The following is a 22,197-nucleotide window of genomic DNA, read 5'->3' on the forward strand; positions in this document are numbered from 1 at the left end:
CTTTTTCTGAAGGGAAAGAAGGGATTTGTTTCAGGTCAAGGTAACCTGGATCAAAGCGTAATGATTCTGTATGGTCAAAACGGGACAAACCCAGACAGCAAGAGTCAATCAGATGTTCTAATGTTTGGTAACCGTTCACCGCAGAGACACAGAGACGCAGAGAAGAAAATTAAAAACTATTTACCAGACGCAGGATTCCATTACGGATTTTCATCAGTGTAAACTTTTGAGGACAAACATATCATGATTGATTAACAAATTTGGTTTTGATGTCCTATGTATTTCATAATTACCCCAATAATCTTTTCTGTTATCTGATTTATTCCCATATCTTCTCTGTTCCTCTGCGTCTCTGCGGTAAATTACAACCTGAACGGTTACAATGTTTGAGGTGCAGAATAAAGGCTGTTAATGGGTTTAGAAAGCGTGAAGTTGTTTTTAATGATACCTGTGTATCAATAGATTGTTTAAAGGTCTCTATGTATGGAAGTTACCAAATTGGGTGAGTGTATCATTATCGAATTCAACCGGGAGATTAACATGTCTGAGTTTGCGAGCCAATTTTCGTTTTCTTTTCTCCAGAGCGATAATTTCTGGTCGTCGTTGTTGACGAGGACGGGTATCTATTTGAGGGGTTAAAGAAGTAATCATAATTGGTCTCCTTTTTATGTTAACTTTAGTAATATGAATTACTTACATAAAGTATAGCATAAGAGGAGACCAATGTCAATCATTTCTGTTAAAAAATCTACAGATTTTTTAACAGATTAACTACTGATATATCAAGGGATTAACGCTATTCTGGTTAGCCTACTTGCCGATTTCAGGATTAACAAAAAGTTCTCATAGAGCTTTTGACTAATAACCACTATAACTGCTATAATTTCGCTAAAATATCCAGGCAAAATTTAGATAAGGTATCATCCCGTGCCCCCATAATGATTACTGCCTCGCCAGACGAAACCTTTTCAATAACCTGAGGAATTATCTTTCTTCGCTCCGGGCAATAGATTGCCTGTAATCCCTCTTTTTGCAAAGCGGTAATAATGTCATTTGAAGAAATATCCTTTGTCGCTGTGCCGCCGACATAGTAAATCTCTGGCATATATAAAATATCCTCTGGTCTTAATTCTTCTTTAAATATCTGGATAAATCCTTGTTTTAATAATCGAGTTGGACCAAAACCATGGGGTTGGAAGATAACGATAACTTTTGGGAATTGTCCTTTAAGGGTAATAAGTGTGGCTTTAATCTTGTCCGGATTATGGGCATAATCATCTATGACCGTAATTCCTTTTTTTTTGCCAACTATCTCAAGTCGCCTTTTTATCCCTTTAAACTTACCCAACGCTTCACTTATTTCTTTGTCGCTAAAACCTAAAGTCTTAACCACGGCAATAGCCGCTAAAGCATTATAAACATTATGAATTCCCGGTAAGGGAAGGATATATTGGGTATTTTCAAGGGAGAAATGAGATTTTTGTGGGTATAATTTTAATTTTGTTGGATGAATGGTTGCCTTTTTTTCAATGCCAAAACTCGTTTTTGATTTTAAATCTGGATGACAATCTGCATTTAAGATAAGTGTTTCTTTGACATTTGTGGCAAATTTGGAGAAAATAACTTCAAGTTCATCTAAGGGTTTATGGTCCAGGTGAATATTTGTCACCACGCCAATAGTTGGTTTATATAACTCACAAGAACCGTCGCTTTCATCTGCCTCGATGATCATTAATTCTGAATTACCTTTCAAACAATTATTGTTAAAATCTTTCATTATCCCGCCGTTGATAATCGTTGGTGCTAAACCAAGTTGATGCAGGATAACGCCAATCATTGCTGTGGTAGTTGTTTTCCCGCTTGTGCCGGTAACTCCAATTCCTACCTTACTGGCATTGAAAATCTCAGCTAATAGTTCTGCTCGTCTCACAACAGGTATATTTTTCTCTCTGGCTTTTTTAATATCAGGATTGTCATCTTCAATAGCAGTAGAGACAATGACTTTATTAACATCTTCTTCAATTCCAGAGCCATCTTGTTTAAACATGGAGATTCCTGCAGTTTTAAATTTATCAAAAAGTTCAGTATTAATGCCCAAATCATAATATCTATCCGAGCCTGAGACATTAGCATCAGAAAGTATTTGGGCTAAGGCACTCATTCCACTTCCAGCAATACCGACAAAATGATACCTCATAATTTATTTTTTACTCCTTAAGTTTGGTAAATGGTAACTGGTGAATGGTAATTAGTTACCAATTAACCGATTACTTACTTTTAATTTCGTGAAGTCCTATAGATATATCTCAGGGAGGGGAAAAATAGGATTTTACAGAAGTCTTTCTTAAGTGTAAGAAAGGAGATGGAGAAAGGAGAGAATTGGAGAAGAATTAACTCCTCTTTTTTAAATCTCCATTTCTCTATCTTCTCCAGTTCTCCTTCCTTACACACATTTTTACTTTGTATTGATTAATGGGTGGCGTATTCAGCTAAAAATTCATCCCAGGTTGTATTATTTGCAAAGTTAGTCGAAAGATAACTTGCAGAAGGACCACTGGTTGGAAAATATATAACCAGCCCATGGGCCCCTGGATGACCTGAGTGATGTGCTTCGGCAATGACCGCATTATTAATCGCACTTCCTACCGCTATTGCGGCACTTTGAACCGTAGGGTCTGTAACTTGATAGTAAATCTCTTCGGCAAAATCATAGAGGTCAACGCCAGTTCCAAAATCTTCTGCGGCTGAGCGAGCGGCTTTAATGTTAGTCCATTCTCCGCAGGCAACCATTGCATCCGCCAGGTTACTTACCGCAGTGGCTAAATTATCCAGAGCGGCTGTAGTATTGACCGCAGATAATGTTACATAAGGATCCGCCGGATAAGAATTAATATACTCTCTTACCGTAATTGAACCTAACATAGCGGCATCCATACCTGGATTAGCAGTCAGTTGTGCCAGAATTGGGTCATATGGCCAACCATCCCATGGCTCGGTTTCTTCTGAACCAACCATTACCTCTGATGAGACTTTAGGTTCATAAGCAACCTCAATCATCGCCATCAGACACGCATCATAACCTAAGAAATTCATCATTTTGCCAGAGAGTGCTGTTTCTACCTCATCCATCGTTAAATAACCACCATTTGTATCATCCCAGCATACACCTCTGACTGCTTGTTCTCCCAATTTTGGCAATATGCCACTGCCGTGATTCCAGAGCACAAGGGCATATTTATTTGCAGGATAATTGGTTATTCCCCATTCCACAAAGTCTTTTAATACCTGCATATCGCCCATATTTGCCTCACCTATATCCATTAAAGCATTTGCTGGTGTCGGCGTCATACCCGGCGTAATTAAAAATCTCTTTGTAGTTTTCCAATCTTCATAACTTGTATCATACCCGGAAATACGGTCAAACTGAACAACTATATTTACATCATCACTTGAGCCAACTGTTGCCATTTCAAGAAAATCATCAATCCCTGCATCCTCTAAATTATTATCCGCCGCAATATAAACCAGATATGTCCATTCCTTCATAGCAACAGGGCCGAAGCTAACCGGGACAAAATCCTGACTTAAAATATCACCAGTAACAGAATGAATTAATCTTGCTCCCAGACTGTATGTTCCTTCTGGCTCAGAGCCTGCAAATACATAGGAAAATACATCCCCGGTGAAATCAAACCCAGCGGGTAATGAAAACCCCGGAATGTTATGAATTGAGATTAATCCCATTGGTGAAGGACAACTAACCCAATTTTTTATATCTACCACTTTATCTTCTAAAGTTGAGTTCCAGAGATGGGCAGTTTCTATCAAGGTATCCCCTGGGGTATAACCCGATTGATTTGTGGAGATATCAATTCCATAATCTTGTGCCTCTAAATTTGCTATCCCAATAAACCCACTTAAAATCACTACTCCTAAAAAGATACTTATTCTTTTTAACATTTTTTTATCCTCCTTTTAATTGGTAATTGGTAATTGGTGAATGGTAATTAGTTGCCATTTACCAGTTACTTGCTTTTAATTTCGTGAAGTCCTATTGAAAATACTTTTTTTATCACCTCTTTTGCTTACTGCTAAAAAGACTTCTGCAAAATGCCCGGAAACTGTCATTGTGAGGATCAAGACGACGAAGCAATTCCTTTATTTGCAAGGGATTGAGATTGCTTCACTCTCGTTCGCAATGACGAATCACCCTATTTTGCACAACCCTTTACTCCTAAAATCAGAAAAGGGAAATAAAGGGGATGAAGAAACAAATAATCGTAACCGTTCAGGGTGTAACGAAGGGGAAATGGAGAAATTAGGGAAAAGGGGAAAAAGTATTCTTATTTTAGTAAGAAAATCATATTATTTAGAATGTCATTGACAACTGATGAAACCTTCTGCTACCTAATTTCCCTACCCCTCTCCTTTCTCTCCATTTCCCCTTTTCTCCTTATGGACACCTGAACGCTTACAAATAATCTAATGTCTAAAATGTCTCACCCCAGTAAATACCATTGCCATACCATATTCATCTATTGCCTTGATTATTTCTTCGTCTCTAATGGAGCCGCCGGGTTGAATTACGGCTCTAACACCCGCTCTATCAGCCAGGTCAATTCCATCTCTAAAAGGAAAAAAGGCATCTGAAGCCATAATACTTCCAAAGGCGTCACTTCCTGCTTTATTAATAGCAATTTTCACCGAATCTACTCTTGACATTTGACCTGCACCTATACTCAGAGTTCTATCTCCTTTGCATAAAACGATAGCATTAGATTTGATATGCTTTACTACCTTCCAACCAAAAAGCATTGCCTTTATTTCTTGTGGTGTAGGTTGTCGTCTACTGACTACTTTAAAGTCTTGAGCTGTGATTTTGTGGACATCAGACTCCTGGATAAGTAATCCACCAACAACGCTTCTTAAGTGAAGTGGATACGAGGGATTTCTTTGCCAGGGAGTTACTTCCAAAAGCCTCAAGTCCTTTTTTGTTTTAAGGACTTCAAGTGCCTCTTTCGTAAATCCAGGGGCAATAATTGCCTCAATAAATGTTTTAACCAATTCTTCTGCGGTATCTTTTTCTACATCCTGATTAAAACTAATTATTCCCCCAAAAGCAGATGTTGAATCTGTTTCATAAGCAAGTTGATATGCCGTGAGTTGATTATCTGTTACCGCTACTCCACAAGGATTATTATGTTTGACGATAACACAGGCAAAATCTTCTTCAAATTCCTTGACCAATTCTAATGCCGAATCAAGGTCTAAAAGATTATTGTAAGAGAGTTCTTTGCCGTGCAGTTGTTTTGCATTACTGACTCCCGGGATAGTGTTTTGTGGATTTCTATAGAATGCGGCTTGCTGATGAGGATTTTCACCATATCTTAAGGATTGTGCCTTTTGATAAGTTAAATTTAAGGTTTGCGGGAATAAATCTTTTTCTAAATATTGATGAATAATGGCATCATATTGAGCGGTGTGAGCAAATGCCTCACAGGCTAATTTATAACTTAATTCTAATGATAAACAACCATCATTTTTCTTGAGTTCCATAAGGACAGCTTCATATCTTTCAGGAGAGGTGATTACGCCGACATAATTATAATTTTTAGCCGCGGCACGAATCATCGTTGGACCGCCAATATCAATATTTTCAATGGCTTCTTCTAATGTCCCATCGGGTTTAGCAATGGTTTTGGCAAAGGGATAAAGATTAATAATAACTAAGTCGATTGGTGTAATATTATGTTCTTCAAGTTGTTTAAGATGTTCTGATGTGCGTTGAGCTAAAATTCCTGCATGGATATTAGGATGTAATGTTTTTATCCTTCCATCTAACATCTCCGGGAAATTAGTTATTGCTGAAACAGGAATAACAGGTATTCCTGCCTCTTGCAGGGTTTTAGAAGTGCCACCTGTAGAAATAATCTCAACATTTATCTGGACCAGGTAATTTGCCAGATTAAGTAATCCTTGTTTATCTGCAACACTAATTAATGCTCGTTTAACCTTAATCATTTCATTTTTACCTTAAGATAAAACTGGCGTCCCCAGGGGGATTCGAACCCCCGCTGCCACCTTGAAAGGGTGGTGACCTGGGCCTCTAGTCGATGGGGACATTGATTTAATGTAACTATTTAGTCATCTGATTAATAATAACATATAAATTAAAAATTTGCAAGTAAAATGTTTATTTCATAATAAAAAAAATTGACAAATCCCAATTTTTATGTTAATATTTGTGGTTATGATAGTTGAAACGATTAAATGGGAAGATGATAAATTAAAGATTATAGACCAGACGAAATTGCCAGAGCAACTGGTTTATTTAGAATGTACCACTGTGGATGAAGTCGCCGAGGCAATAAAAAAATTACGGGTCCGAGGAGCACCAGTTATTGGTGTTGCCGCGGCTTATGGCGTTGTCCTGGGTGTAGATAGAATAGAACAGACGATTAAACTTCTGGAGAGCACTCGACCAACGGCAGTTAATTTATTCTGGGCATTACAAAGGATGGCGAAATGTGCGAAAAATCATAAAGGCTCAGAATTAAAAGAGGCGTTATTAAAAGAGGCTAAATCAATTCATAAGGATGATAGAGAGAAATGCCGCCAGATGGGTGAATATGGTGCCTCATTAATAAAAAATGGTGATACGATTCTTACTCATTGTAATGCTGGGGCATTAGCCACCGGTGGCATAGGAACGGCACTTGCGGCTATATACACTGCCCAAAAACAAGGTAAGAAAATCAAGGTGTTTGCAGATGAAACAAGACCTTTATTACAAGGTGCACGATTAACTACATGGGAATTAATGCAAGCAGGAATTGATGTAACATTAATCTGTGATAATATGGCCGCAATGGTAATGAAACAAGGGAAAATCAATCTCGTTATCGTTGGTGCGGATAGAATCGTCCAAAATGGCGATACAGCTAATAAAATTGGTACCTATGGCGTGGCGGTATTAGCCCGAGAACATAATATTCCTTTTTATGTTGTTGCGCCTACATCTACAATTGACTTGTCATTAGAAGATGGCTCACAAATTCCCATAGAAGAAAGAGAAGCAGACGAAATTACTTATGGATTTGGTAAAAGAACTGCACCTGAGGGAATAAATGTTTATTCACCCGCATTTGATGTTACCCCGAATAAATTTATTAAAGCAATTATTACGGAAAAAGGTATTGCCTACCAACCCTTTATTCAAACTTTAAACGTAACTATTCACCGCAGAGACGCACAGACACACAGAAAAAATTAAAATCTATTGGCTATACACTTAATTCCATCTCTTAGAACAGAAACATTAAAATTGATCAATAAACCTATCCTTTTATTCATCATTTTTAGATAGGTTAAAAGTTGAGCTTCGTGAATCGGAAGTAGTTGCTCGACTGCTTTTAATTCTACGATAACTTCTTCTTCAACTAAAAGATCTATCCGGTATCCACAATCTAATTTAAATCCTTTTTTCTCTGTTCCTCTGCGTCTCTGCGGTGAATAGTTACATGGAAGATACTATGTGTCCCCGAAATTCCCAGTAATTATGACATCGCCATTTTTGTCAATAATAGCCTCGCATTCCGGCAGTCCCTGAAAGTCTTCTTCCGAGTAACGCCCCGTCAGGAAGTGAATCGTTTGATTTGAAGACGATGGCCAGATGCCGGCGGGATTAGATAATTGGGGCTCATAAAGAGCGTCAATAAGGACATCTGCAAGTGAGAGCATCTCCTTGCCACCCGGCATTGATAAAACTTGCTCCAGGGTGCGTCCAGAAAATATCAATATAGAGAGATTAGTCGTCTTTCTTATTTCATAGAGAAAGACGAGCAGTCCGGTCATCTGTTCTGTTGGCTCACCACCGCTTAGAGTAAGTCCTGATATGTCTTTAATTGATTCAAGCCATCTAAGAAGTTCAGTTACACTTATTTCGATTCCGCCGTCGAAAGGTTGGATATTCTGGTTATAGCAATCTCTACAGCGAAAGGGACATCCCTGAAACCAGATGACAGCCCTACACCCAGGACCATTGGCGTAACTTTTAGCCAGACGACTATGAATTCTAATAGTAATATCTTTATTCACTATAAACTCCTCCTCGACAAACTCCAGTTCGACAGATTCAGTGTGACACTTTTCATTTGAGTTTTACCACCGGATAACGGTCATAAAGGGGTTTTTTTGTCTTTTCATCATAGACTGTTACAAGAAGCATCTTATTGCTATCTACCATAAATGTTACAGAAAATCTTTTCTCCCCTTTGTTAGCAGGTGGGGTTGCCTCGATGAATGTAGGCTTCTTCTCATTCATCCAGAACTCTACCCCGCTTTCCCTTCTAACAGAGTCATATTCAAAGACCCATTCGCCATTGTGGTTTTGCACAAGTCCTCCCCTGCCTGTAGCATTGATATCCTTATCGGAAAGCTCATAGATATCTATTCCAAAAAACCTCTGATTCTCTTTAATACCCTCCAGTGGTATCTTTTTAAAGTCTGGTTTAGTAGGGTAATGCGTGCCTGCAGAGATGAGGGGAATAAATATGGCTTTTCTGGTAGCGGGGTCAACACTTCTTATGGCATAGTCATGCTGAATATAGTCATAAAGGGATTCTGCCCCTTCAGTAAGATAGATGCAGGCCCCCCTTGCAACTGCATCATAAGGCCTGTATGCTCGCAGTCTATTGCCAAAGGTCTCGGAAACCTTTCTCTTCACACTTGGGATGAGGCTGGAACCCCCAACAAGCAAGACTTGTTTGACATCATCTGGGGTAATCCCGTTATCCCTTGCCCTCTCTACTGCCTTCTTAATTGTCTTCTCTATATCAGCGTAAAACCCATTCTCTTCAAGAAGCCTCTCAAACTCCTCCAGGTGATACTCGCCTTTAAGGGTAACCCCTCCGTGTTCGATATTGTATGAAGAAGTTGCATTAGTGCTCAGCCATTCTTTTATCTTTTCGACTTTAAACATAATATTCCAGCTTGCCTTTTTTGCGCCAAGATAATCTATTTTAGCCTTCTTGAGCAAATCTTTATATAGCCAACCGTCTATGGTGCGTCCTCCTATGTAACATCCTGCCTTTCCGATGACCCTGCACCCGCGTCCTCCTTCCACTCTATCTTCCATCTTCACTATTGAGCAATCAAGGGTGCCTCCTCCAAAATCAAATATAAAAAAGATATCTCCTGCTTTTAAATTAGCATCGTAACCAAATATTGTTGAGGTTGCCTCGTCTATGAATCTATACCTCTTTATTCCTATCTTCTGGCAGGCATCGGAAAGCCAGTTGGTATAATATTCAAAATGCTCAATTGGCACTGTAAATGGTATCTCACAGGAAGAAATGTCCACATGGCTTGACTGGACCGCATAAAGAATGAGGTAATCTAAAAAATCCTGTGCCGCTGTAAAATAATCCACAGAAGTTCCGTCAGAAAGGTTGTATCTCATCATTTTCTTCTCTTGAATATATGCTTTCATCCAGCGGAATGTCCCCTGACTTCTTTCCAGAGACTTCTCTATTACCCGATTCCCTATAAATCTGGTATTTTTATCCTGATAGCAGATAACTGAAGGGACATAAGGGATTTCAGAATCCCTTCCTTCGAGACTGAAACAAAACGGCAATGATGCTTCGGGAATATGCTGGAGAACCACATCTCTTTCCGCCTCGTTCCAGAAGGCAACTACCGTGTTTGATGTCCCAAAATCAATTGCCATTTTACCGTAAAGTGCCGACATTATTATACCCCCCTATCTGAGAGTTTATGTTCTAATTCTTCGGAAACCGGCTCTTCATGCATCTCTGCTGTTTCTTTCCTTTCTATAATTTCGCTCCCCATCTCACGCTCAATTTCCTCAGTAATCTTACAACATCTCTTCCCTTTTATCCCACGCACCTCAAAGATTACCTCCCCATCAGGTCTTATAAAAATTTCAAGCTCTTCTATTTCCATATTTATCCCTCCTGATTAACATTAGTATTGTTGATAGTTTATAGTTGATAGTCTATGAAACTATCAACCATCAACTATCAACCATCAACCATTCCCACATACACATCAGTGATAAAATACTCGGCAAGGAGAAGGAGATATTCCTGCTGGGAAGATGAAATAAATCCTCTTATCAGACTGAAAAAATCATCCGGATTCTCTGGTCTTTTATCAATGCTTGAGGTGATTCCCTTCCTATGCAGAAACTCTATCTCTCGGACAGACATATCCTCCAGCCGGCTATGATGACTTAGGACACCTGAAACACCTACCTTTACATAATAGACATGGTCTTTTTCAAGTCCTGCCCTGCTTTCTGCAGTCAAAGTGCCAGGTTTAATATTTTCTGCCAGGACTGAAGCCATGCGAACCTGCCAGTAAGGGTCTTTAGATGCCTTATTTGCCGCATCCTTAAGAGAGGGCGATTCTTTTTCTGCAAGATATATTATGGCGGCACTTCTCTTTTTGAAATCCCCGGAATCATTTGCCCATAAAGAAAGCTCCTTATCATCTGGAGGTGCTTTTAATCCTGCGGTACACATAGGTCTGAAATCTTCCAAAAGTGTGTTTGCTTTTATCGGAACTTCCCCCTAAAAATTACCTAAAAAATAGACTTAAGTCTATGTATATCAATGGGATACGACTAAAATATGTTTAAAAAATGTACCTACGAATATTTACAATTTTAGTAAAAATAATACTTGACAAAAGTAATACTCTTTTGATATGATATTTAGTAATAAAATCGCCCGTCCATAGTGTATCTACGAAAATTAAAAAAGCCTAATTAACATATCTTCTTAATTATCAATATGTTAATGGAGCTTTTTTGTGTATTTTCTGGGGGAAGTTCCGTTATAATTTAGGTTAGGCTCCAAATTATGCTGAAAGGGAGGTGATGGTTTTAGAAGCAGGAGCTTTAGCATAAAGTTATCTGCTCATTGCGGGCAGAAAGGAGGAAAAGAAAATGAAAAAATTATCTATTATGGGTGTATTGGTAAGCATCTTTGTAGCTGTAACATTTTCTTTATGTTACGCAGAAGGAAGAGTGAGGGGTATAGGCGTTTATTTTACGCCAGAGAGGGCACCGGTTGGAGACAACATAAGAATTAGTATAAAGTTTGCTGTAACAGGGGAACCAATAGTGAATAATATGGGAGTGGTCGTAAGACAAACATCCCCTCGATATGTGGGTCCTCCACCTCCAGTAATAATAGTGTCAGGCCCATTTAATCCAGGAGAGCATATAGTTGATGTATATAGATATACTGTTCCCACTTCTCCTCCAGCAAGGATATGCTTCGATATAGAAATACCGGGTGGAAAGTTTAGGGATGTGTGCTTAAAACGTGGAAGAGGAAGGGAAGGATGGTGGATGACTGTTGAAGGTAGGGGACGTTGGGTAGAGACTGTTCCTACTCCTCGACCGGCTCCGGTTCCTTCTGCAGAGAAACCAGACCTGAGAATAGTAGGAGATTTAGTTGATAAAGTATTAACAATTCAGAATATTGGAAGGGCGCCAACTCCGGCGAGAGTTGATATTGAGGTAGTTAGAGAATGTTTTGTAGAAGGAAGATGGGTGCCTTCACCTGAGTGGTTATCAATGGGACTGGGTAAACGGACTTTACTTGCTGGAGAGTCTACAAAGTTAAGGTTAGGAACTTTATTGGGGCAATGCCCTTCAGGCAGTACAAAAGTGCGAGTAGTTGTTGACCCAAGAAATCAGATTGCTGAAATGGATGAAAATAACAATGTGGTGGAGGCAAGTTCGCTGGCTGATTTGAGGATAATTGCCTTTACATGTGATTTGAATAACCACTCGTATGCATTACAGTGTATGATATCTAACACAGGCGTTGGAGATGCAGGTCCATTTGGTTGGGAAATAAGCGTCTTCAGAGATGGCGGATGGAGAAGCTTTGAGGGAGGAAGGATAGCGAGGTTAAATGCTAGAAGAAGAACAAGCATATTCAGAAGTTCACTCCAAATGCGAAGCGCCGTACAAGTAGGAGATCGGCTTCGACTGAGAATAGATCCACTTAACGAAGTTCCTGAGACCAACGAGAGTGCCGAGGATAACTCTAGGGAAACAATTGTAGTGCGACGGTAGGAGATAATACTGAAAAAGGGACAGGCTACTTTTTAAAGATGCCTGCAACGGCAGATAACATGGCGGAAAAGACTGTCGTTCAAACCGTGAGGGTTTCTTTTCCGCCAAAAGGGTCGGAAAATGAAAATTGAAAATGGGGACGCACACAATTTTGTAACCGTTCAGGGTGTAACGAAGGGGAAATGGAGAAATTAGGGAAAAGGGGGAAAAGTATTCTTATTTTAGTAAGAAAATCATCTGCATTAGAATGTCATTGACAACTGATGAAACCTTCTGCTACCTAATTTCCCTACCTCTCTCCTTTCTCTCCATTTCCCCTTTTCTCCTTATTTACACCTGAACGCTTACCAATTTTTGTTTTATTTTTGTTCATCCCCCTTCTTTTTCTCCCCTCTGCCGTTGCGGGTAGTACTTTGCACTTACACAGATATGACATATTGTTCTATTGAGTTAACCTTCTTAATAATCTCTTCAGGGTTCTTATGTATCTGAATGTCTCTTTTGAGTTCCTCTAATTTATATTCGATATCTAACTTAACCTTTTCCTCTAAAAACGACCTCTTGAATTCTTCAGAAAAAAGTTGTTTCCTGAGATATTGTTCTGCAATATTCATTTTGCACCTCTCCATAATTTTCTGATAGATTTCGCTTTCTCAATCTCACTTTGCGGGACTTTTTGTTCCTTTTTTATGACACCATGCGTAAAAATAATCTGTTTCTCATATTCATAGAAATAAAAACTCCTCGAAATTCTATTTTCAAAATTAACCCTGAGTTCAAATATACCTTCTTCCAGATGTTTGGATAAATTTTCGTAACTATTCAGAGGTATGAAGATTTGCCACAGAGACACAGAGGACACAGAGAATGAATATATTTAGAAAAGGGGTATGTATTTGCAAATTATCCTTTAAGATTCCAGATATTATGGAACAGATTGGATTTGGTAGTAAATTCTATTATATTCTCTGTGTTCTCTGTGCCTCTGTGGTTTATAATAAGCTGAATAGTTACAAATTTTCTTTAGGTTGTATCCCACTGCTCTTCAATGCTACCAACTTTTCAATATATGCAAATATTTTAGCACGTTCTCGGATGGATAGGCTATCCAAAAACTCTATCATTGGTACCTTACCGTTAATTTCGGCAAACTCATAAGTAAAATTCATTCATACCTCAAAAGTCAAAAAGATATCATCATTATTAGCAAGCAGTTGTAAAATAGACTTGTCCCGTCTCCTATCTACAATAAGCAGATAACATTTTTTAGGCACTAAATAAATAGGAAAGCAGGGTGTTGGGGGCAGACAGTGAATGTTAAATGTAGAAAAAACTGCTTTCTCATTCACGGTTTGCCTCTAATCTATACCTTTGTAATTTATCAAATATCACATCTGCTTTTTACTGAATATACTTTTTGGCTATAGTTTCGTCATTTTTTATCAAACCTGAAAGGTTTAAATTTTACATAACCACAGGTGAAACCTGCGGAAATGAACACCTACCACATCTCAACCCTGAAAGGGTTGAATTTGAAACAATGATTTAAAATTCGACCCTTTCAGGGTCCTAATCTTTACCCACAAGTTTTACTGGACTAATGTTACATTCATTCACAATTCGCAATTCACCATTGCCCATTCACAATTTTTTCTCTATCGTCCGTATGCTGGAACTGATGATTTTTGAAAGCTCATCACATTCTTTGACCACGTTCAATAGTTGATTCAATCGTTCCTGAATATCATCCCCTTTCGCCATTTATAAATCTCCTTAACTTTCTCATTCACAATTCACAATTTCTTCCCTAAATCTCTTTAAAATGGTGAATGGTGAATTGTCAATTGTGAATTATCACTCTTCACGCTGCCCAGTAAAAAATGTGGGACATGATTAGCCGCCAGCGGGGGACAGCCTACCTCCGTTACTTCACCATGCCACCATCGCCTTCTCTTTATTCCAGTTATGGGTAAGGATAAGTCTTGAGAGGGGGAAAAATGTAAAAAAGTAAAAAAGCTAAAAGGTAACTGTCCTGGCTACACGAAACCCGAAGTCGTAGTTACGGTAGTACGGGTAGTTGTAGTCGCGATAACTACCGCGGAAGATCTTCGTGTCGCTGTTGCCCCACGACGCGCCACGCAAAACACGGTCCCCGCCACTATCAGGTTGTTTGAAATTACCGCTTTGATACCTCCTGTACACATTGCTATCCAAGGTATCCTTGCACCACTCCCAGAGATTACCACTCTGCTGGAATGTCCCAAATGGGCTTACTCCCTCAGGATGCTTGAAAACAGGCTCAGTGCTCCCGGTAGGACCTCTCTGTTTATCCCAACATACCCTTCTGCCATTTTCCCAATCATTGCCCCAGGGATACCGAAGTGCTTCATATCCTCGTGCTGAAAGCTCCCATTCAGCCTCTGTAGGCAGCCTGAGCCCTGCCCATTGGCAATAAGCGTTTGCATCCTGCCAGTTGACATATCGGACTGGATGCTCATCAGGGTCATCCTGAGCCCGTCGAAGGATGTCGCTGTCTGCATTATATCTTGTCTCCTGCACAAACTTTTTGAACTGACGGACGGTGATGCAGGCAATAGCGATGTAAAACGGCTCAACATAGTGAAGATGCCTGGGCTTTTCCTCATCAGAAGCCTTCCTATCGTCATCCCCTGCGCCCATCCAGAACCACCCGCCTGGAACCAACACCAGCTCTGTGCTATCTTTGGGGTTTATTAGATACAAAGGGATTCTGTCTATCTTGCTATTCATTTAGGCACCTCTATGGTAAGGTGATTATCCATATGTTTGTGCATCACTCCCCTCTTGAGGGCGTAGGGGTGTGTCTTTGTGTGTTTTCTGACAAATGGATGTGATGAAAGTATCTCCGTCCGTAAGTCTAATGTTGCGGCATGACTGAGGTGTCCATTATAAGAGGCTATAACCTGTTTTATCTTCTTTAAATCCACAACTCCCTCAGCATATTGCCGTTGCAACTGCTTTAACCTGGCTATAAACCGTTTACCGCAGCGTTTACCAGCCCGTATACTTCCCGGATACAGGCGGAATCCGAGAAAAGTAAGCCCTCTTGCTGAAGGGAATATCACTGTCTTCCTCCTCCTTTTCCAGATTGAACTCAAATGTAGCCCTTTCTGCCGTAAGACATTTCCTCCTGGCTGCCAGACTTGTCGCCAGCAATATGTTGTTCCATGATATAATCTGCTCAAAAAGGTTTCCGTGTCTTTTCATTTCAAAATCTGTTGTAAGCGATTGTTAGATTCCTGCCTTTTTTTTACAGAGAAATTCACTAATCTATGGTGAGATTGTTGTTCTCTCTGCTTGACATCGGCAAAAATTTGATGAAGATTAAATTGAAACTGTTGACAATGTTGCTCTCGAATCTGATGAATTTCTTCGACAATTGGATCAATATACATAAGTATCCTCCTTAAGCTCTTCTGGCGTACAAATAATTGGAAACAGATATCCTTCTGCTTCGCAAATACGCCGAACATTTTCTTTTGTCGTCGCATGATTAATGTGCGTACAATTCCATGTTAACAAGTAATCCATCTTATGTACTGATGCTATCGCAATATGAGAGATATCCTGGATGACTTTGATAGGAAAAAGGCGGCTATTGATAATTGTCTGAACTAATGCCTCAACTTCAGGAGTGATTTCAAGCAACGGAAAAGGATTTAGAAATGTCAATCGTCTTTGGGCAGCCTCGAAATCGCCTGCTGCCGCTTCATCAAGAACAAATTGTGAGATATAGATATCATACTTTGATGCTTCTTGTTGCCACCACTCCTGGGTTATCGCCTGATGTGCCGCAACAATTAAATTTTGACTAACCCATGCAGTGTAGTAACTTGGAATTGTAGTTTCAAGATAAAGCGATGCTTTGTTCATTTTTACCTCCATTATCAGGAGAGAGTAATGTCAAAAGTTGTAACCGTTCAGGCTATATATCAAAAGTGTAAGAAAGGAGATAAGGAGATAAGGGCGATATGGAGATAAGATAATAGAAATAGATTGAAATTTATAGAAATAGGTAGAAATTGATTGTGGAAAACAACAAATTTCCATAAATTTCTATTAGTTTCTACTAATTTCAATTTTTTTAATAATATCTCCTTAATCTCCACATCTCCTTTTGTTACACCACCTGAACACTTACCATAGATCTATTTCCCTTCGTTTGCGTCCTTTGCGAAAACTTCCTTTGCGCTCTTTGCGGTTAAATCTTTATACCTTTAAAAAACACGATATCTTGACATCTTCATCTTTCGTAAAATACTTAAATATGTTTTTTCTGCTCTTGGGGGCGGTAGCCCGTCAGTTAATCTTACCAGGAGACCGCCCCCTTTTTATTTTTGACCCTTCGTAACTATTCACCGCAGAGACACAGAGACGCAGAGAAAAAATTAAAATCTATTCACCAGAGACAGAAATTTCCTTTTTTTGTGCATTTCGGGTCTTTCGTTGTTTATTAATCTTTTAATACGAACTTTCGACTAACTGTTTTTAAGCCTTTTTAAACACCGAAAAACGCGAAAAACACGGAAAAAAAGATATTTTCCTCTCTGTTTTTCTCTCTGCGTCTCTGCGGTAAAGGACTACCTGAACGGTTACCTTTAATGTAATTTGTAGAGCAACCCTTTAGGGTTGCTTCTCGCTTGATGCAAGGCTAAAGCCTTGCCCTACAAAATTATTTTCTAAAAAACCATTCGGCGCAGAGTAAGATGAATGGTTTGGTCCTCTTGATTTTCTTCCTCTACGATATCAAAGCCCTGTTCTTGCATTCGGTCAACTACCGTATGATAGTTGTATCTTTGCTGAATTTGACTAAGAAACTCATTTTGTTTTATGTCGTGGATTCCATACCAGTCAGCCACAAGCTCAAACACGCCTTTATTTATTTTGAATCCAATATCATAGCCGGGATTTTTTGTTGGAATCATCAAGTCAACCTCTGTGGTCATCCCACCGTATCCCCGTATCTTGACTCTGTTTTCTATGGGTTGATATCCGAGGTCTTGCAGGGCTTTTAGTAAATGCTCTTTTTTTACAAGTTTTGTTTTGATGCGAGTAAAATGCGACATAGTTTTCTTTACCTCCTTTTTCCTGAATTCTGCCCACTTTAACTGATAGGAAATTGCTTTTTGGTGCATTTTGGATGTTCCCTTCACTTTTGCTCATTCCGGGGAAAAATTCGACCTGTGCAGGTAGGTTTAAGATTATCATTCTTCCCTTACCTTAAAAATGTCCGAAGGGAGATAAGGAGATACGGAAGATATGGAGATTATAAATTCCCTGGATAATTAGGCAAAAGGTTATGGTTATGAAGTTGGTATGGAAGTTAGGTCAGGATGGTTGTGCAAAAAGACTAACTTCATAATCCCCTAAACCAAACCAGCCCCTGATTAAGTACCTGTTTAGCGTGGTCAGAGAACACAAATGAATGGTACTGACTTAGTGCGAAATCACTTCAAACACAACAAATTATGTAATACAAAATCAAAAATTAAATATTAAAATGCAAAATGACATATCAAATATCTTGACTTCGTGTTTATAGTAAGTATTAACCAAAAGTTCACATTAGTATTGTTGATAGTTGATGGTTGATAGTCTATGAAACTATCAACTATAAACTATCAACTATAAACTATAAACCCTGTTGCTATATCTGTTCTATGAGAAATTTTCGTTAATAACGACTATATTTATCCGTGCTAATCCGTGTTAATCAGTGGCTGAATAGTTACCAGCCCGGATAAGTTGATAAATTACCTGGTCGGGGCGAGCGGATTCGAACCGCTGACCCCCAGCCCCCCATGCTGGTGCGCTAAACCAAGCTGCGCTACGCCCCGTGATTTAAAGTGAGCAAGAAAACAAATTGACAAGTTAATGATAGAGTTCAGCGGCGGCGGGGAGAATTGCCGCTAAACCTTATTATCAAAATAAAACCAGCATATTCCAAAAACTATCTCAAACACACCTACAGCCTCCGCAGTCAGGTGCAGCGAGGGGTTAGATACTTAAAAGTTTTTCAATTTCTTTGTCAGTAAATTTCAACTGCCTCAATATCCTTCTACAGTATACTGGATCCAAAGTTTTCTTACCCATCTGTACAGGAGTAGAATATCTTCTTCCTTCAACTATCCTCGAATATATAGCATGGTCTGTTGGTCCCTGTCTGACAAATACTACACCCCCTTTTTCCAATAATCTGACAAGTTCTTTACTGGAAAGAGCAGGTATCTTAAGCATATGATGGAACCTCATGTACCTCAAGAGGTCTTAATATCAGACCCTTCTTGGGCTCTTTATACCATTCAGGCTCTGTATCTTTCAAAAACTCTATCAACTCCTCAGGAGAAATAGAAGACACAACTGTTTTTGGATATTTTCTTATATCTTTCTCATACAATTCTATTGCCGTTCTTAGATTTTTCTCTACATCAGCAAGATCTTCTCCACAGGCAGAAACATTCAATTCTAAACATACAGCAACATATTCAAATTTGCTTTTACGAATTATTGCTGTGTATTTATTTCTCATCCTTTTTTCTCCTCTTCTCGAATTTAAGTGCCTAATGCGGCGATGAGCGGTGGTAACCGTTCAGGTGGTAATTTACCGCAGAGACGCAGAGGAACAGAGAAGATATGGAAATAAATCAGATAACAGAAAAGATTATTGGTGCAGCCATTGAAATACATAGGACCTGCTTGCCGAATGTTCAGCCGGCAAGCCAGATTTGTTAATCCATCCCTGATTTTCATCAGGGCAAGTTTAATGTTGTTGGACTCAGGAGCTTGCACTGATGAAAATCAGGGATGTTAAGCGTATCGTAAATAAATTTTAATTTTCTTCTCTGCGTCTCTGTGTCTCTGCGGTGAACGGTTACGAGCGGTGCCCCGAAGGAGCATCCGTCTCCATTGCCTTGTTCTCCCCGAGCGAAGCGAGGGGAGAATAAGGTCATAACTTATTAACTTGTTCCCTTACTTCTTCTCCATTATCTTTAACATCTCCATAAGTTCTTTTTTTAAATAATCTTTTTCTATTTCAATAAATTTTCCTTCTTCTTTAAATTGTTTTCTTTTTAAATATCGTTTAGCACCAGCAATTGTATAGCCTTCTTTATATAATAAGTCCTTTATTTTTAAAATCAAGTTTATGTCTTTTTTTCGATACCTTCTTTGACCTGTTTCAGTTTTTTCAGGTGACAACAAGTCAAACTCAGATTCCCAATATCTTAAAATGTAAGATTTAACATCGGTTAATTGACTTACCTCACCAATGGAGAAAAATAATTTATTTTTAATTTTTTCATCTTCCATTTTAATTCTCTCCCCCTGTTCTTTACCTTTCTAATCAGTCAGACAACTCCGGCACTAAATTCACATAATTTTTGAAGTCTTTCCCAATTATGGTCAACTTCTGTCTGTATCTCCTGGAGTATAGATTCATTTTCCGGTCTAAATAAGTGTTTGAACCTTACTTGAGATTTTAACCAATCTTTTACTGGGGTTTTTTCTTTCGGTTTATAAGTTAATTTCCATTCGCCATTTTCTACTTCATATAATGGCCAAAAGCAAGAATTAACTGCTTCTCGACCAATCTCAATCGCCTTTTCAGGTGGAAATCCCCAACCTAATCTACAAGGCACCAGAACATTGATAAAAGCAGGTCCGTTCACGGCTAATGCCTTTTGAACCTTATTGGTTAAATCTTTCCACATACTGGGAATAGATTGAGCTACATAAGGAACATTATGAGCGGCAATACAGGCGCTTAAATCTTTACGAAATGTCTTTTTCCCCGGGATAACTTTACCGGCAGGTGAAGTTGTTGTATGAGCACCTTTTGGTGTGGCACTTGAGCGTTGAATACCTGTATTCATATATGCCTCATTATCAAGGCAGATATAGACCATGTTATGTCCTCGTTCCATTGCCCCAGATAGTGCTTGAAAACCAATATCATAAGTTCCACCATCACCACCTATTGCTATAAATTTAATCTCTTTGTCAATTTTACCCCTTTTTTTAAGGGCTTTATACCCTGTTTCTACTCCACTAATGGTTGCCGCCGCGTTTTCAAATGCAGAATGTATCCATGGCATCCGCCAGGCAGTATAAGGAAAAATAGTTGTCGTCACCTCAAGACAGCCGGTTGGACAACACACCACTATTGGAGTGTCTGTTGCCATTAATATTTGTCTTACCGCTATTGGTTCGGTACATCCAGCACACGCCCGATGTCCACCAGATAAAAGTTCTTTCTTATGAGATAATTCTTTTAAAGTTGCCATTTGTATTAAACCTCCTCTTATTTGGTCAACAGTCTCAGATAAATTTGAGTCTTCTTATTCACTTCAGATGGTTATACTTTAGAGAGGCATATTTTGTGATTTTCTGTTACTATCAACTCAGGTTATCGGTTATCAGGTTATCGGTAAAGAGCAAGCAGTAGCCTGCTATCTCAAATTACCGATTACTGATTACCTGATTACCGATTACTTTAAATAATCACAATTTATACCCTACTGGAGTATAAATAGTTACGGTAATTTTAGATTTCTATTTTCTCATTCCCAAATACTGAATTTGCTTATCGATTTTATCTGTCTTCAGGATATTTTTCAGGTCTTCAAATACCGACCTGAGCATTTCTAACCCAATGTTTCTTCCACCTAATCCATAAATGTAATTAATCATTTTAGGTCTAGTATTGAAGTCATAAAGAGCGGAGCGGATTTCAGTCCAAACAGGACCTCCAGAGGCATTTAATGAGTCGGAACGGTCCATCACTGCCACACAAGGTATTCTGGATAAAATCTGGGCTATTTCTTGAACAGGAAATGGTCTGAATACGCGTAGTTTTAATAAACCAGCCTTTATTCCTTTCTGGCGTAATTCATCTATCACCACCTTTGAAGTTCCTGCCGTAGAACCCAAAACAACAATCGCTATATCTGCATCTTCCAATTTATATTCTTCAAAGAATCCGTAGTGTCTGCCAAATTTTGCCCCAAATTTCTGATTAACCTTAGCAATTATTTCTTTTGAGTTTCTCATCGCCTCAATGGTTTGTCTTTTATGTTCAAAGTAGTAATCGGTAAAGTCTATCGCACCCATAGTTATCGGGTTATCAATATCCAGGACGGTATATTTTGGCTCATACTCTCCAATAAAGGTTTTTACTTCTTTATCTTCAATCAATTCCATAGTTTCCATCCCGTGGCTGATAATAAATCCGTCAGTAGTTACCATAATTGGTAATAGAGATTCTTCGGCAATCCGAACGGCCTGGATAAGACTATCATAGGCTTCTTGAGCATTTTCACAAAAAATTTGAATCCAACCCGCGTCCCGAGCACCCATAGTATCTGAATGGTCACAATGAATATTGATTGGGCTACTAAGTGACCTATTTACTTCGGCTAAAACAATTGGTAATCTTAATCCTGAGGCAATATAAAGCATTTCCCACATTAATGCCAGTCCTTGTGAGGCTGTGGAAGTCATTGTTCGTGCTCCAGCGGCACAGGCACCAATACAAGCACTCATTGCTGAATGTTCACTCTCAACCGCAATAAATTCTGTATCTACCAGACCATCCGCAACAAAACTTGCAAATATCTGCACTATTTCTGTAGCGGGTGTAATTGGATATGCGGCGACAACATCTGGATTAATTTGACGCATTGCCTCTGCCATTGCCTCGTTACCTGTTTTTGTTAGTCGCATCTTCTTTCTTCCTCCTTTTTTCTCTTTTATGTTTTTTCAGTTTAATTATAGCACAATATTTTAAATCTTGCAAGAAGTTTTTTTATATAGCGGTTATTAACTGGAAGTTTACACAGAATAATACTTATAACTCGATATTCAAGTTTTTTTAAGATTAAGTGGTTTATCCTTTTTTAACCGCAAAGAACGCAAAGAAGTAACCGTTCACCGCAGAGACACAGAGACGCAGAGAAGAAAATTAAAATTTATGGACGATAGGCTTAACATCCCTGATTTTCATCAGTGCAAGCTCTTGAGTCCAACAACATTAAACTTGCCCTGAT

25 protein-coding genes, 2 tRNA genes and 1 pseudogene are annotated in these 22,197 nt (G+C 38.9%); 3 read left to right on the forward strand and 25 right to left on the reverse strand.

Annotated features, from left to right (window positions below; genetic code table 11):
• Positions 1–477 precede the first annotated feature (477 nt).
• From AB1414_03180 to AB1414_03190, 3 genes are all read right to left on the reverse strand, one after another.
• Entirely contained in the window at positions 478–651 is a 174-nt protein-coding gene (locus tag AB1414_03180; GenBank protein MEW6606446.1) for a hypothetical protein, read from the reverse strand.
• Between the two features lie 226 nt (positions 652–877).
• Positions 878–2,197 (reverse strand): UDP-N-acetylmuramate--L-alanine ligase, encoded by a 1,320-nt coding sequence (gene murC, locus AB1414_03185; GenBank protein ID MEW6606447.1) that lies wholly within the window; start codon positions 2,195–2,197, stop codon positions 878–880.
• 272 nt (positions 2,198–2,469) lie between these two features.
• The gene (locus tag AB1414_03190) at positions 2,470–3,960 is read right to left on the reverse strand and encodes a clostripain-related cysteine peptidase (GenBank protein MEW6606448.1); all 1,491 of its coding nucleotides are present in this window, start codon (positions 3,958–3,960) and stop codon (positions 2,470–2,472) included.
• 94 nt (positions 3,961–4,054) lie between these two features.
• On the opposite strand from AB1414_03190, the gene AB1414_03195 reads away from it, so the two are divergent.
• The gene (locus AB1414_03195) at positions 4,055–4,384 is read left to right on the forward strand and encodes a hypothetical protein (GenBank protein MEW6606449.1); all 330 of its coding nucleotides are present in this window, start codon (positions 4,055–4,057) and stop codon (positions 4,382–4,384) included.
• Between the two features lie 98 nt (positions 4,385–4,482).
• On the opposite strand, the gene purH is transcribed toward AB1414_03195, so the two are convergent.
• Positions 4,483–6,021: a bifunctional phosphoribosylaminoimidazolecarboxamide formyltransferase/IMP cyclohydrolase gene (purH, locus tag AB1414_03200; GenBank protein ID MEW6606450.1), complete on the reverse strand. Its 1,539-nt coding sequence runs from the start codon at positions 6,019–6,021 to the stop codon at positions 4,483–4,485.
• Positions 6,022–6,045: 24 nt separating this feature from the next.
• A tRNA-Glu gene (locus tag AB1414_03205) sits at positions 6,046–6,121 on the reverse strand.
• Between the two features lie 111 nt (positions 6,122–6,232).
• On the opposite strand from AB1414_03205, the gene mtnA reads away from it, so the two are divergent.
• Positions 6,233–7,273, forward strand: a complete 1,041-nt coding sequence (gene mtnA / locus AB1414_03210; GenBank protein ID MEW6606451.1) for an S-methyl-5-thioribose-1-phosphate isomerase — start codon at positions 6,233–6,235, stop codon at positions 7,271–7,273.
• Here the strand turns inward: mtnA and AB1414_03215 are convergent.
• From AB1414_03215 to AB1414_03235, 5 genes and pseudogenes are all read right to left on the reverse strand, one after another.
• A pseudogene (locus tag AB1414_03215) lies at positions 7,270–7,482 on the reverse strand (GxxExxY protein). The gene mtnA and the pseudogene AB1414_03215 sit on opposite strands and share 4 nt — an antisense overlap.
• Positions 7,483–7,530: 48 nt before the next feature.
• The gene (locus tag AB1414_03220; GenBank protein ID MEW6606452.1) at positions 7,531–8,097 is read right to left on the reverse strand and encodes a 4Fe-4S single cluster domain-containing protein; all 567 of its coding nucleotides are present in this window, start codon (positions 8,095–8,097) and stop codon (positions 7,531–7,533) included.
• A gap of 52 nt (positions 8,098–8,149) precedes the next feature.
• Positions 8,150–9,751: an Hsp70 family protein gene (locus tag AB1414_03225; protein MEW6606453.1), complete on the reverse strand. Its 1,602-nt coding sequence runs from the start codon at positions 9,749–9,751 to the stop codon at positions 8,150–8,152.
• 2 nt (positions 9,752–9,753) lie between these two features.
• Positions 9,754–9,966 (reverse strand): DUF2997 domain-containing protein, encoded by a 213-nt coding sequence (locus AB1414_03230; GenBank protein MEW6606454.1) that lies wholly within the window; start codon positions 9,964–9,966, stop codon positions 9,754–9,756.
• A 77-nt stretch (positions 9,967–10,043) separates the two neighbouring features.
• Complete coding sequence (locus tag AB1414_03235) at positions 10,044–10,565, reverse strand: hypothetical protein (GenBank protein ID MEW6606455.1); 522 nt, start codon at positions 10,563–10,565, stop codon at positions 10,044–10,046.
• 407 nt (positions 10,566–10,972) lie between these two features.
• On the opposite strand from AB1414_03235, the gene AB1414_03240 reads away from it, so the two are divergent.
• Complete coding sequence (locus AB1414_03240; GenBank protein ID MEW6606456.1) at positions 10,973–12,115, forward strand: CARDB domain-containing protein; 1,143 nt, start codon at positions 10,973–10,975, stop codon at positions 12,113–12,115.
• A 419-nt stretch (positions 12,116–12,534) separates the two neighbouring features.
• Here AB1414_03240 and AB1414_03245 read toward each other — a convergent pair whose 3' ends face one another.
• The 15 genes from AB1414_03245 to porA all read right to left on the reverse strand — a co-directional run bounded on the left by AB1414_03245 (position 12,535) and on the right by porA (position 21,874).
• Positions 12,535–12,729, reverse strand: coding sequence for a hypothetical protein (locus AB1414_03245; GenBank protein ID MEW6606457.1), 195 nt, complete (start codon positions 12,727–12,729; stop codon positions 12,535–12,537).
• Positions 12,726–12,977 (reverse strand): type II toxin-antitoxin system RelE/ParE family toxin, encoded by a 252-nt coding sequence (locus AB1414_03250; protein MEW6606458.1) that lies wholly within the window; start codon positions 12,975–12,977, stop codon positions 12,726–12,728. The genes AB1414_03245 and AB1414_03250 overlap by 4 nt, the downstream gene beginning before the upstream one ends.
• Positions 12,978–13,125: 148 nt before the next feature.
• On the reverse strand, positions 13,126–13,284 hold the full coding sequence (locus AB1414_03255) for a hypothetical protein (GenBank protein MEW6606459.1): 159 nt from the start codon (positions 13,282–13,284) through the stop codon (positions 13,126–13,128).
• 847 nt (positions 13,285–14,131) lie between these two features.
• Positions 14,132–14,884 carry an SUMF1/EgtB/PvdO family nonheme iron enzyme gene (locus tag AB1414_03260; protein ID MEW6606460.1) on the reverse strand — a complete coding sequence of 251 codons (753 nt, stop codon included), beginning with the start codon at positions 14,882–14,884 and terminating at the stop codon, positions 14,132–14,134.
• Positions 14,881–15,339, reverse strand: a complete 459-nt coding sequence (locus AB1414_03265) for a hypothetical protein (protein ID MEW6606461.1) — start codon at positions 15,337–15,339, stop codon at positions 14,881–14,883. The genes AB1414_03260 and AB1414_03265 overlap by 4 nt, the downstream gene beginning before the upstream one ends.
• 18 nt (positions 15,340–15,357) lie before the next feature.
• Positions 15,358–15,549: a hypothetical protein gene (locus AB1414_03270; GenBank protein ID MEW6606462.1), complete on the reverse strand. Its 192-nt coding sequence runs from the start codon at positions 15,547–15,549 to the stop codon at positions 15,358–15,360.
• A complete protein-coding gene (locus AB1414_03275) occupies positions 15,539–16,027 on the reverse strand; it encodes a type II toxin-antitoxin system VapC family toxin (GenBank protein MEW6606463.1) in 489 nt (162 codons plus the stop codon). Before AB1414_03275 ends, AB1414_03270 begins: the two co-directional genes overlap by 11 nt.
• 30 nt (positions 16,028–16,057) lie before the next feature.
• Positions 16,058–16,204: a hypothetical protein gene (locus AB1414_03280; GenBank protein ID MEW6606464.1), complete on the reverse strand. Its 147-nt coding sequence runs from the start codon at positions 16,202–16,204 to the stop codon at positions 16,058–16,060.
• A gap of 629 nt (positions 16,205–16,833) precedes the next feature.
• On the reverse strand, positions 16,834–17,289 hold the full coding sequence (locus AB1414_03285; protein ID MEW6606465.1) for a DUF1257 domain-containing protein: 456 nt from the start codon (positions 17,287–17,289) through the stop codon (positions 16,834–16,836).
• Between the two features lie 623 nt (positions 17,290–17,912).
• Positions 17,913–17,991: transfer RNA gene (locus AB1414_03290), tRNA-Pro, on the reverse strand.
• Positions 17,992–18,151: 160 nt separating this feature from the next.
• Positions 18,152–18,391, reverse strand: a complete 240-nt coding sequence (locus tag AB1414_03295; protein MEW6606466.1) for a type II toxin-antitoxin system HicA family toxin — start codon at positions 18,389–18,391, stop codon at positions 18,152–18,154.
• The gene (locus AB1414_03300; protein ID MEW6606467.1) at positions 18,384–18,683 is read right to left on the reverse strand and encodes a hypothetical protein; all 300 of its coding nucleotides are present in this window, start codon (positions 18,681–18,683) and stop codon (positions 18,384–18,386) included. Before AB1414_03300 ends, AB1414_03295 begins: the two co-directional genes overlap by 8 nt.
• Before the next feature lie 440 nt (positions 18,684–19,123).
• Complete coding sequence (locus tag AB1414_03305) at positions 19,124–19,462, reverse strand: MerR family transcriptional regulator (GenBank protein MEW6606468.1); 339 nt, start codon at positions 19,460–19,462, stop codon at positions 19,124–19,126.
• 38 nt (positions 19,463–19,500) lie between these two features.
• A complete protein-coding gene (locus AB1414_03310; GenBank protein MEW6606469.1) occupies positions 19,501–20,436 on the reverse strand; it encodes a thiamine pyrophosphate-dependent enzyme in 936 nt (311 codons plus the stop codon).
• A gap of 268 nt (positions 20,437–20,704) precedes the next feature.
• The gene (porA, locus tag AB1414_03315; protein MEW6606470.1) at positions 20,705–21,874 is read right to left on the reverse strand and encodes a pyruvate ferredoxin oxidoreductase; all 1,170 of its coding nucleotides are present in this window, start codon (positions 21,872–21,874) and stop codon (positions 20,705–20,707) included.
• Between the last annotated feature and the right edge of the window lie 323 nt (positions 21,875–22,197).

The sequence above is a fragment of the bacterium genome (assembly GCA_040755795.1).
Lineage (GTDB): Bacteria > UBA9089 > CG2-30-40-21 > CG2-30-40-21 > SBAY01 > JBFLXS01.

Excerpts from the sequence above, each read along its gene's own strand:
- purH (MEW6606450.1), bottom strand. The coding sequence starts at position 6,021 with ATGATTAAGGTTAAACGAGCATTAATTAGTGTTGCAGATAAACAAGGA.
- AB1414_03275 (MEW6606463.1), bottom strand. The coding sequence starts at position 16,027 with ATGAACAAAGCATCGCTTTATCTTGAAACTACAATTCCAAGTTACTAC.
- AB1414_03310 (MEW6606469.1), bottom strand. The coding sequence starts at position 20,436 with ATGGCAACTTTAAAAGAATTATCTCATAAGAAAGAACTTTTATCTGGT.
- AB1414_03280 (MEW6606464.1), bottom strand. The coding sequence starts at position 16,204 with ATGGAAATTTGTTGTTTTCCACAATCAATTTCTACCTATTTCTATAAA.
- AB1414_03255 (MEW6606459.1), bottom strand. The coding sequence starts at position 13,284 with ATGAATTTTACTTATGAGTTTGCCGAAATTAACGGTAAGGTACCAATG.
- murC (MEW6606447.1), bottom strand. The coding sequence starts at position 2,197 with ATGAGGTATCATTTTGTCGGTATTGCTGGAAGTGGAATGAGTGCCTTA.
- AB1414_03305 (MEW6606468.1), bottom strand. The coding sequence starts at position 19,462 with ATGGAAGATGAAAAAATTAAAAATAAATTATTTTTCTCCATTGGTGAG.
- AB1414_03180 (MEW6606446.1), bottom strand. The coding sequence starts at position 651 with ATGATTACTTCTTTAACCCCTCAAATAGATACCCGTCCTCGTCAACAA.
- AB1414_03190 (MEW6606448.1), bottom strand. The coding sequence starts at position 3,960 with ATGTTAAAAAGAATAAGTATCTTTTTAGGAGTAGTGATTTTAAGTGGG.
- AB1414_03230 (MEW6606454.1), bottom strand. The coding sequence starts at position 9,966 with ATGGAAATAGAAGAGCTTGAAATTTTTATAAGACCTGATGGGGAGGTA.
- AB1414_03225 (MEW6606453.1), bottom strand. The coding sequence starts at position 9,751 with ATGTCGGCACTTTACGGTAAAATGGCAATTGATTTTGGGACATCAAAC.
- porA (MEW6606470.1), bottom strand. The coding sequence starts at position 21,874 with ATGCGACTAACAAAAACAGGTAACGAGGCAATGGCAGAGGCAATGCGT.
- AB1414_03270 (MEW6606462.1), bottom strand. The coding sequence starts at position 15,549 with ATGTATATTGATCCAATTGTCGAAGAAATTCATCAGATTCGAGAGCAA.
- mtnA (MEW6606451.1), top strand. The coding sequence starts at position 6,233 with ATGTTAATATTTGTGGTTATGATAGTTGAAACGATTAAATGGGAAGAT.
- AB1414_03240 (MEW6606456.1), top strand. The coding sequence starts at position 10,973 with ATGAAAAAATTATCTATTATGGGTGTATTGGTAAGCATCTTTGTAGCT.
- AB1414_03260 (MEW6606460.1), bottom strand. The coding sequence starts at position 14,884 with ATGAATAGCAAGATAGACAGAATCCCTTTGTATCTAATAAACCCCAAA.
- AB1414_03295 (MEW6606466.1), bottom strand. The coding sequence starts at position 18,391 with ATGCTTAAGATACCTGCTCTTTCCAGTAAAGAACTTGTCAGATTATTG.
- AB1414_03245 (MEW6606457.1), bottom strand. The coding sequence starts at position 12,729 with ATGAATATTGCAGAACAATATCTCAGGAAACAACTTTTTTCTGAAGAA.
- AB1414_03285 (MEW6606465.1), bottom strand. The coding sequence starts at position 17,289 with ATGCACCAAAAAGCAATTTCCTATCAGTTAAAGTGGGCAGAATTCAGG.
- AB1414_03300 (MEW6606467.1), bottom strand. The coding sequence starts at position 18,683 with ATGAGAAATAAATACACAGCAATAATTCGTAAAAGCAAATTTGAATAT.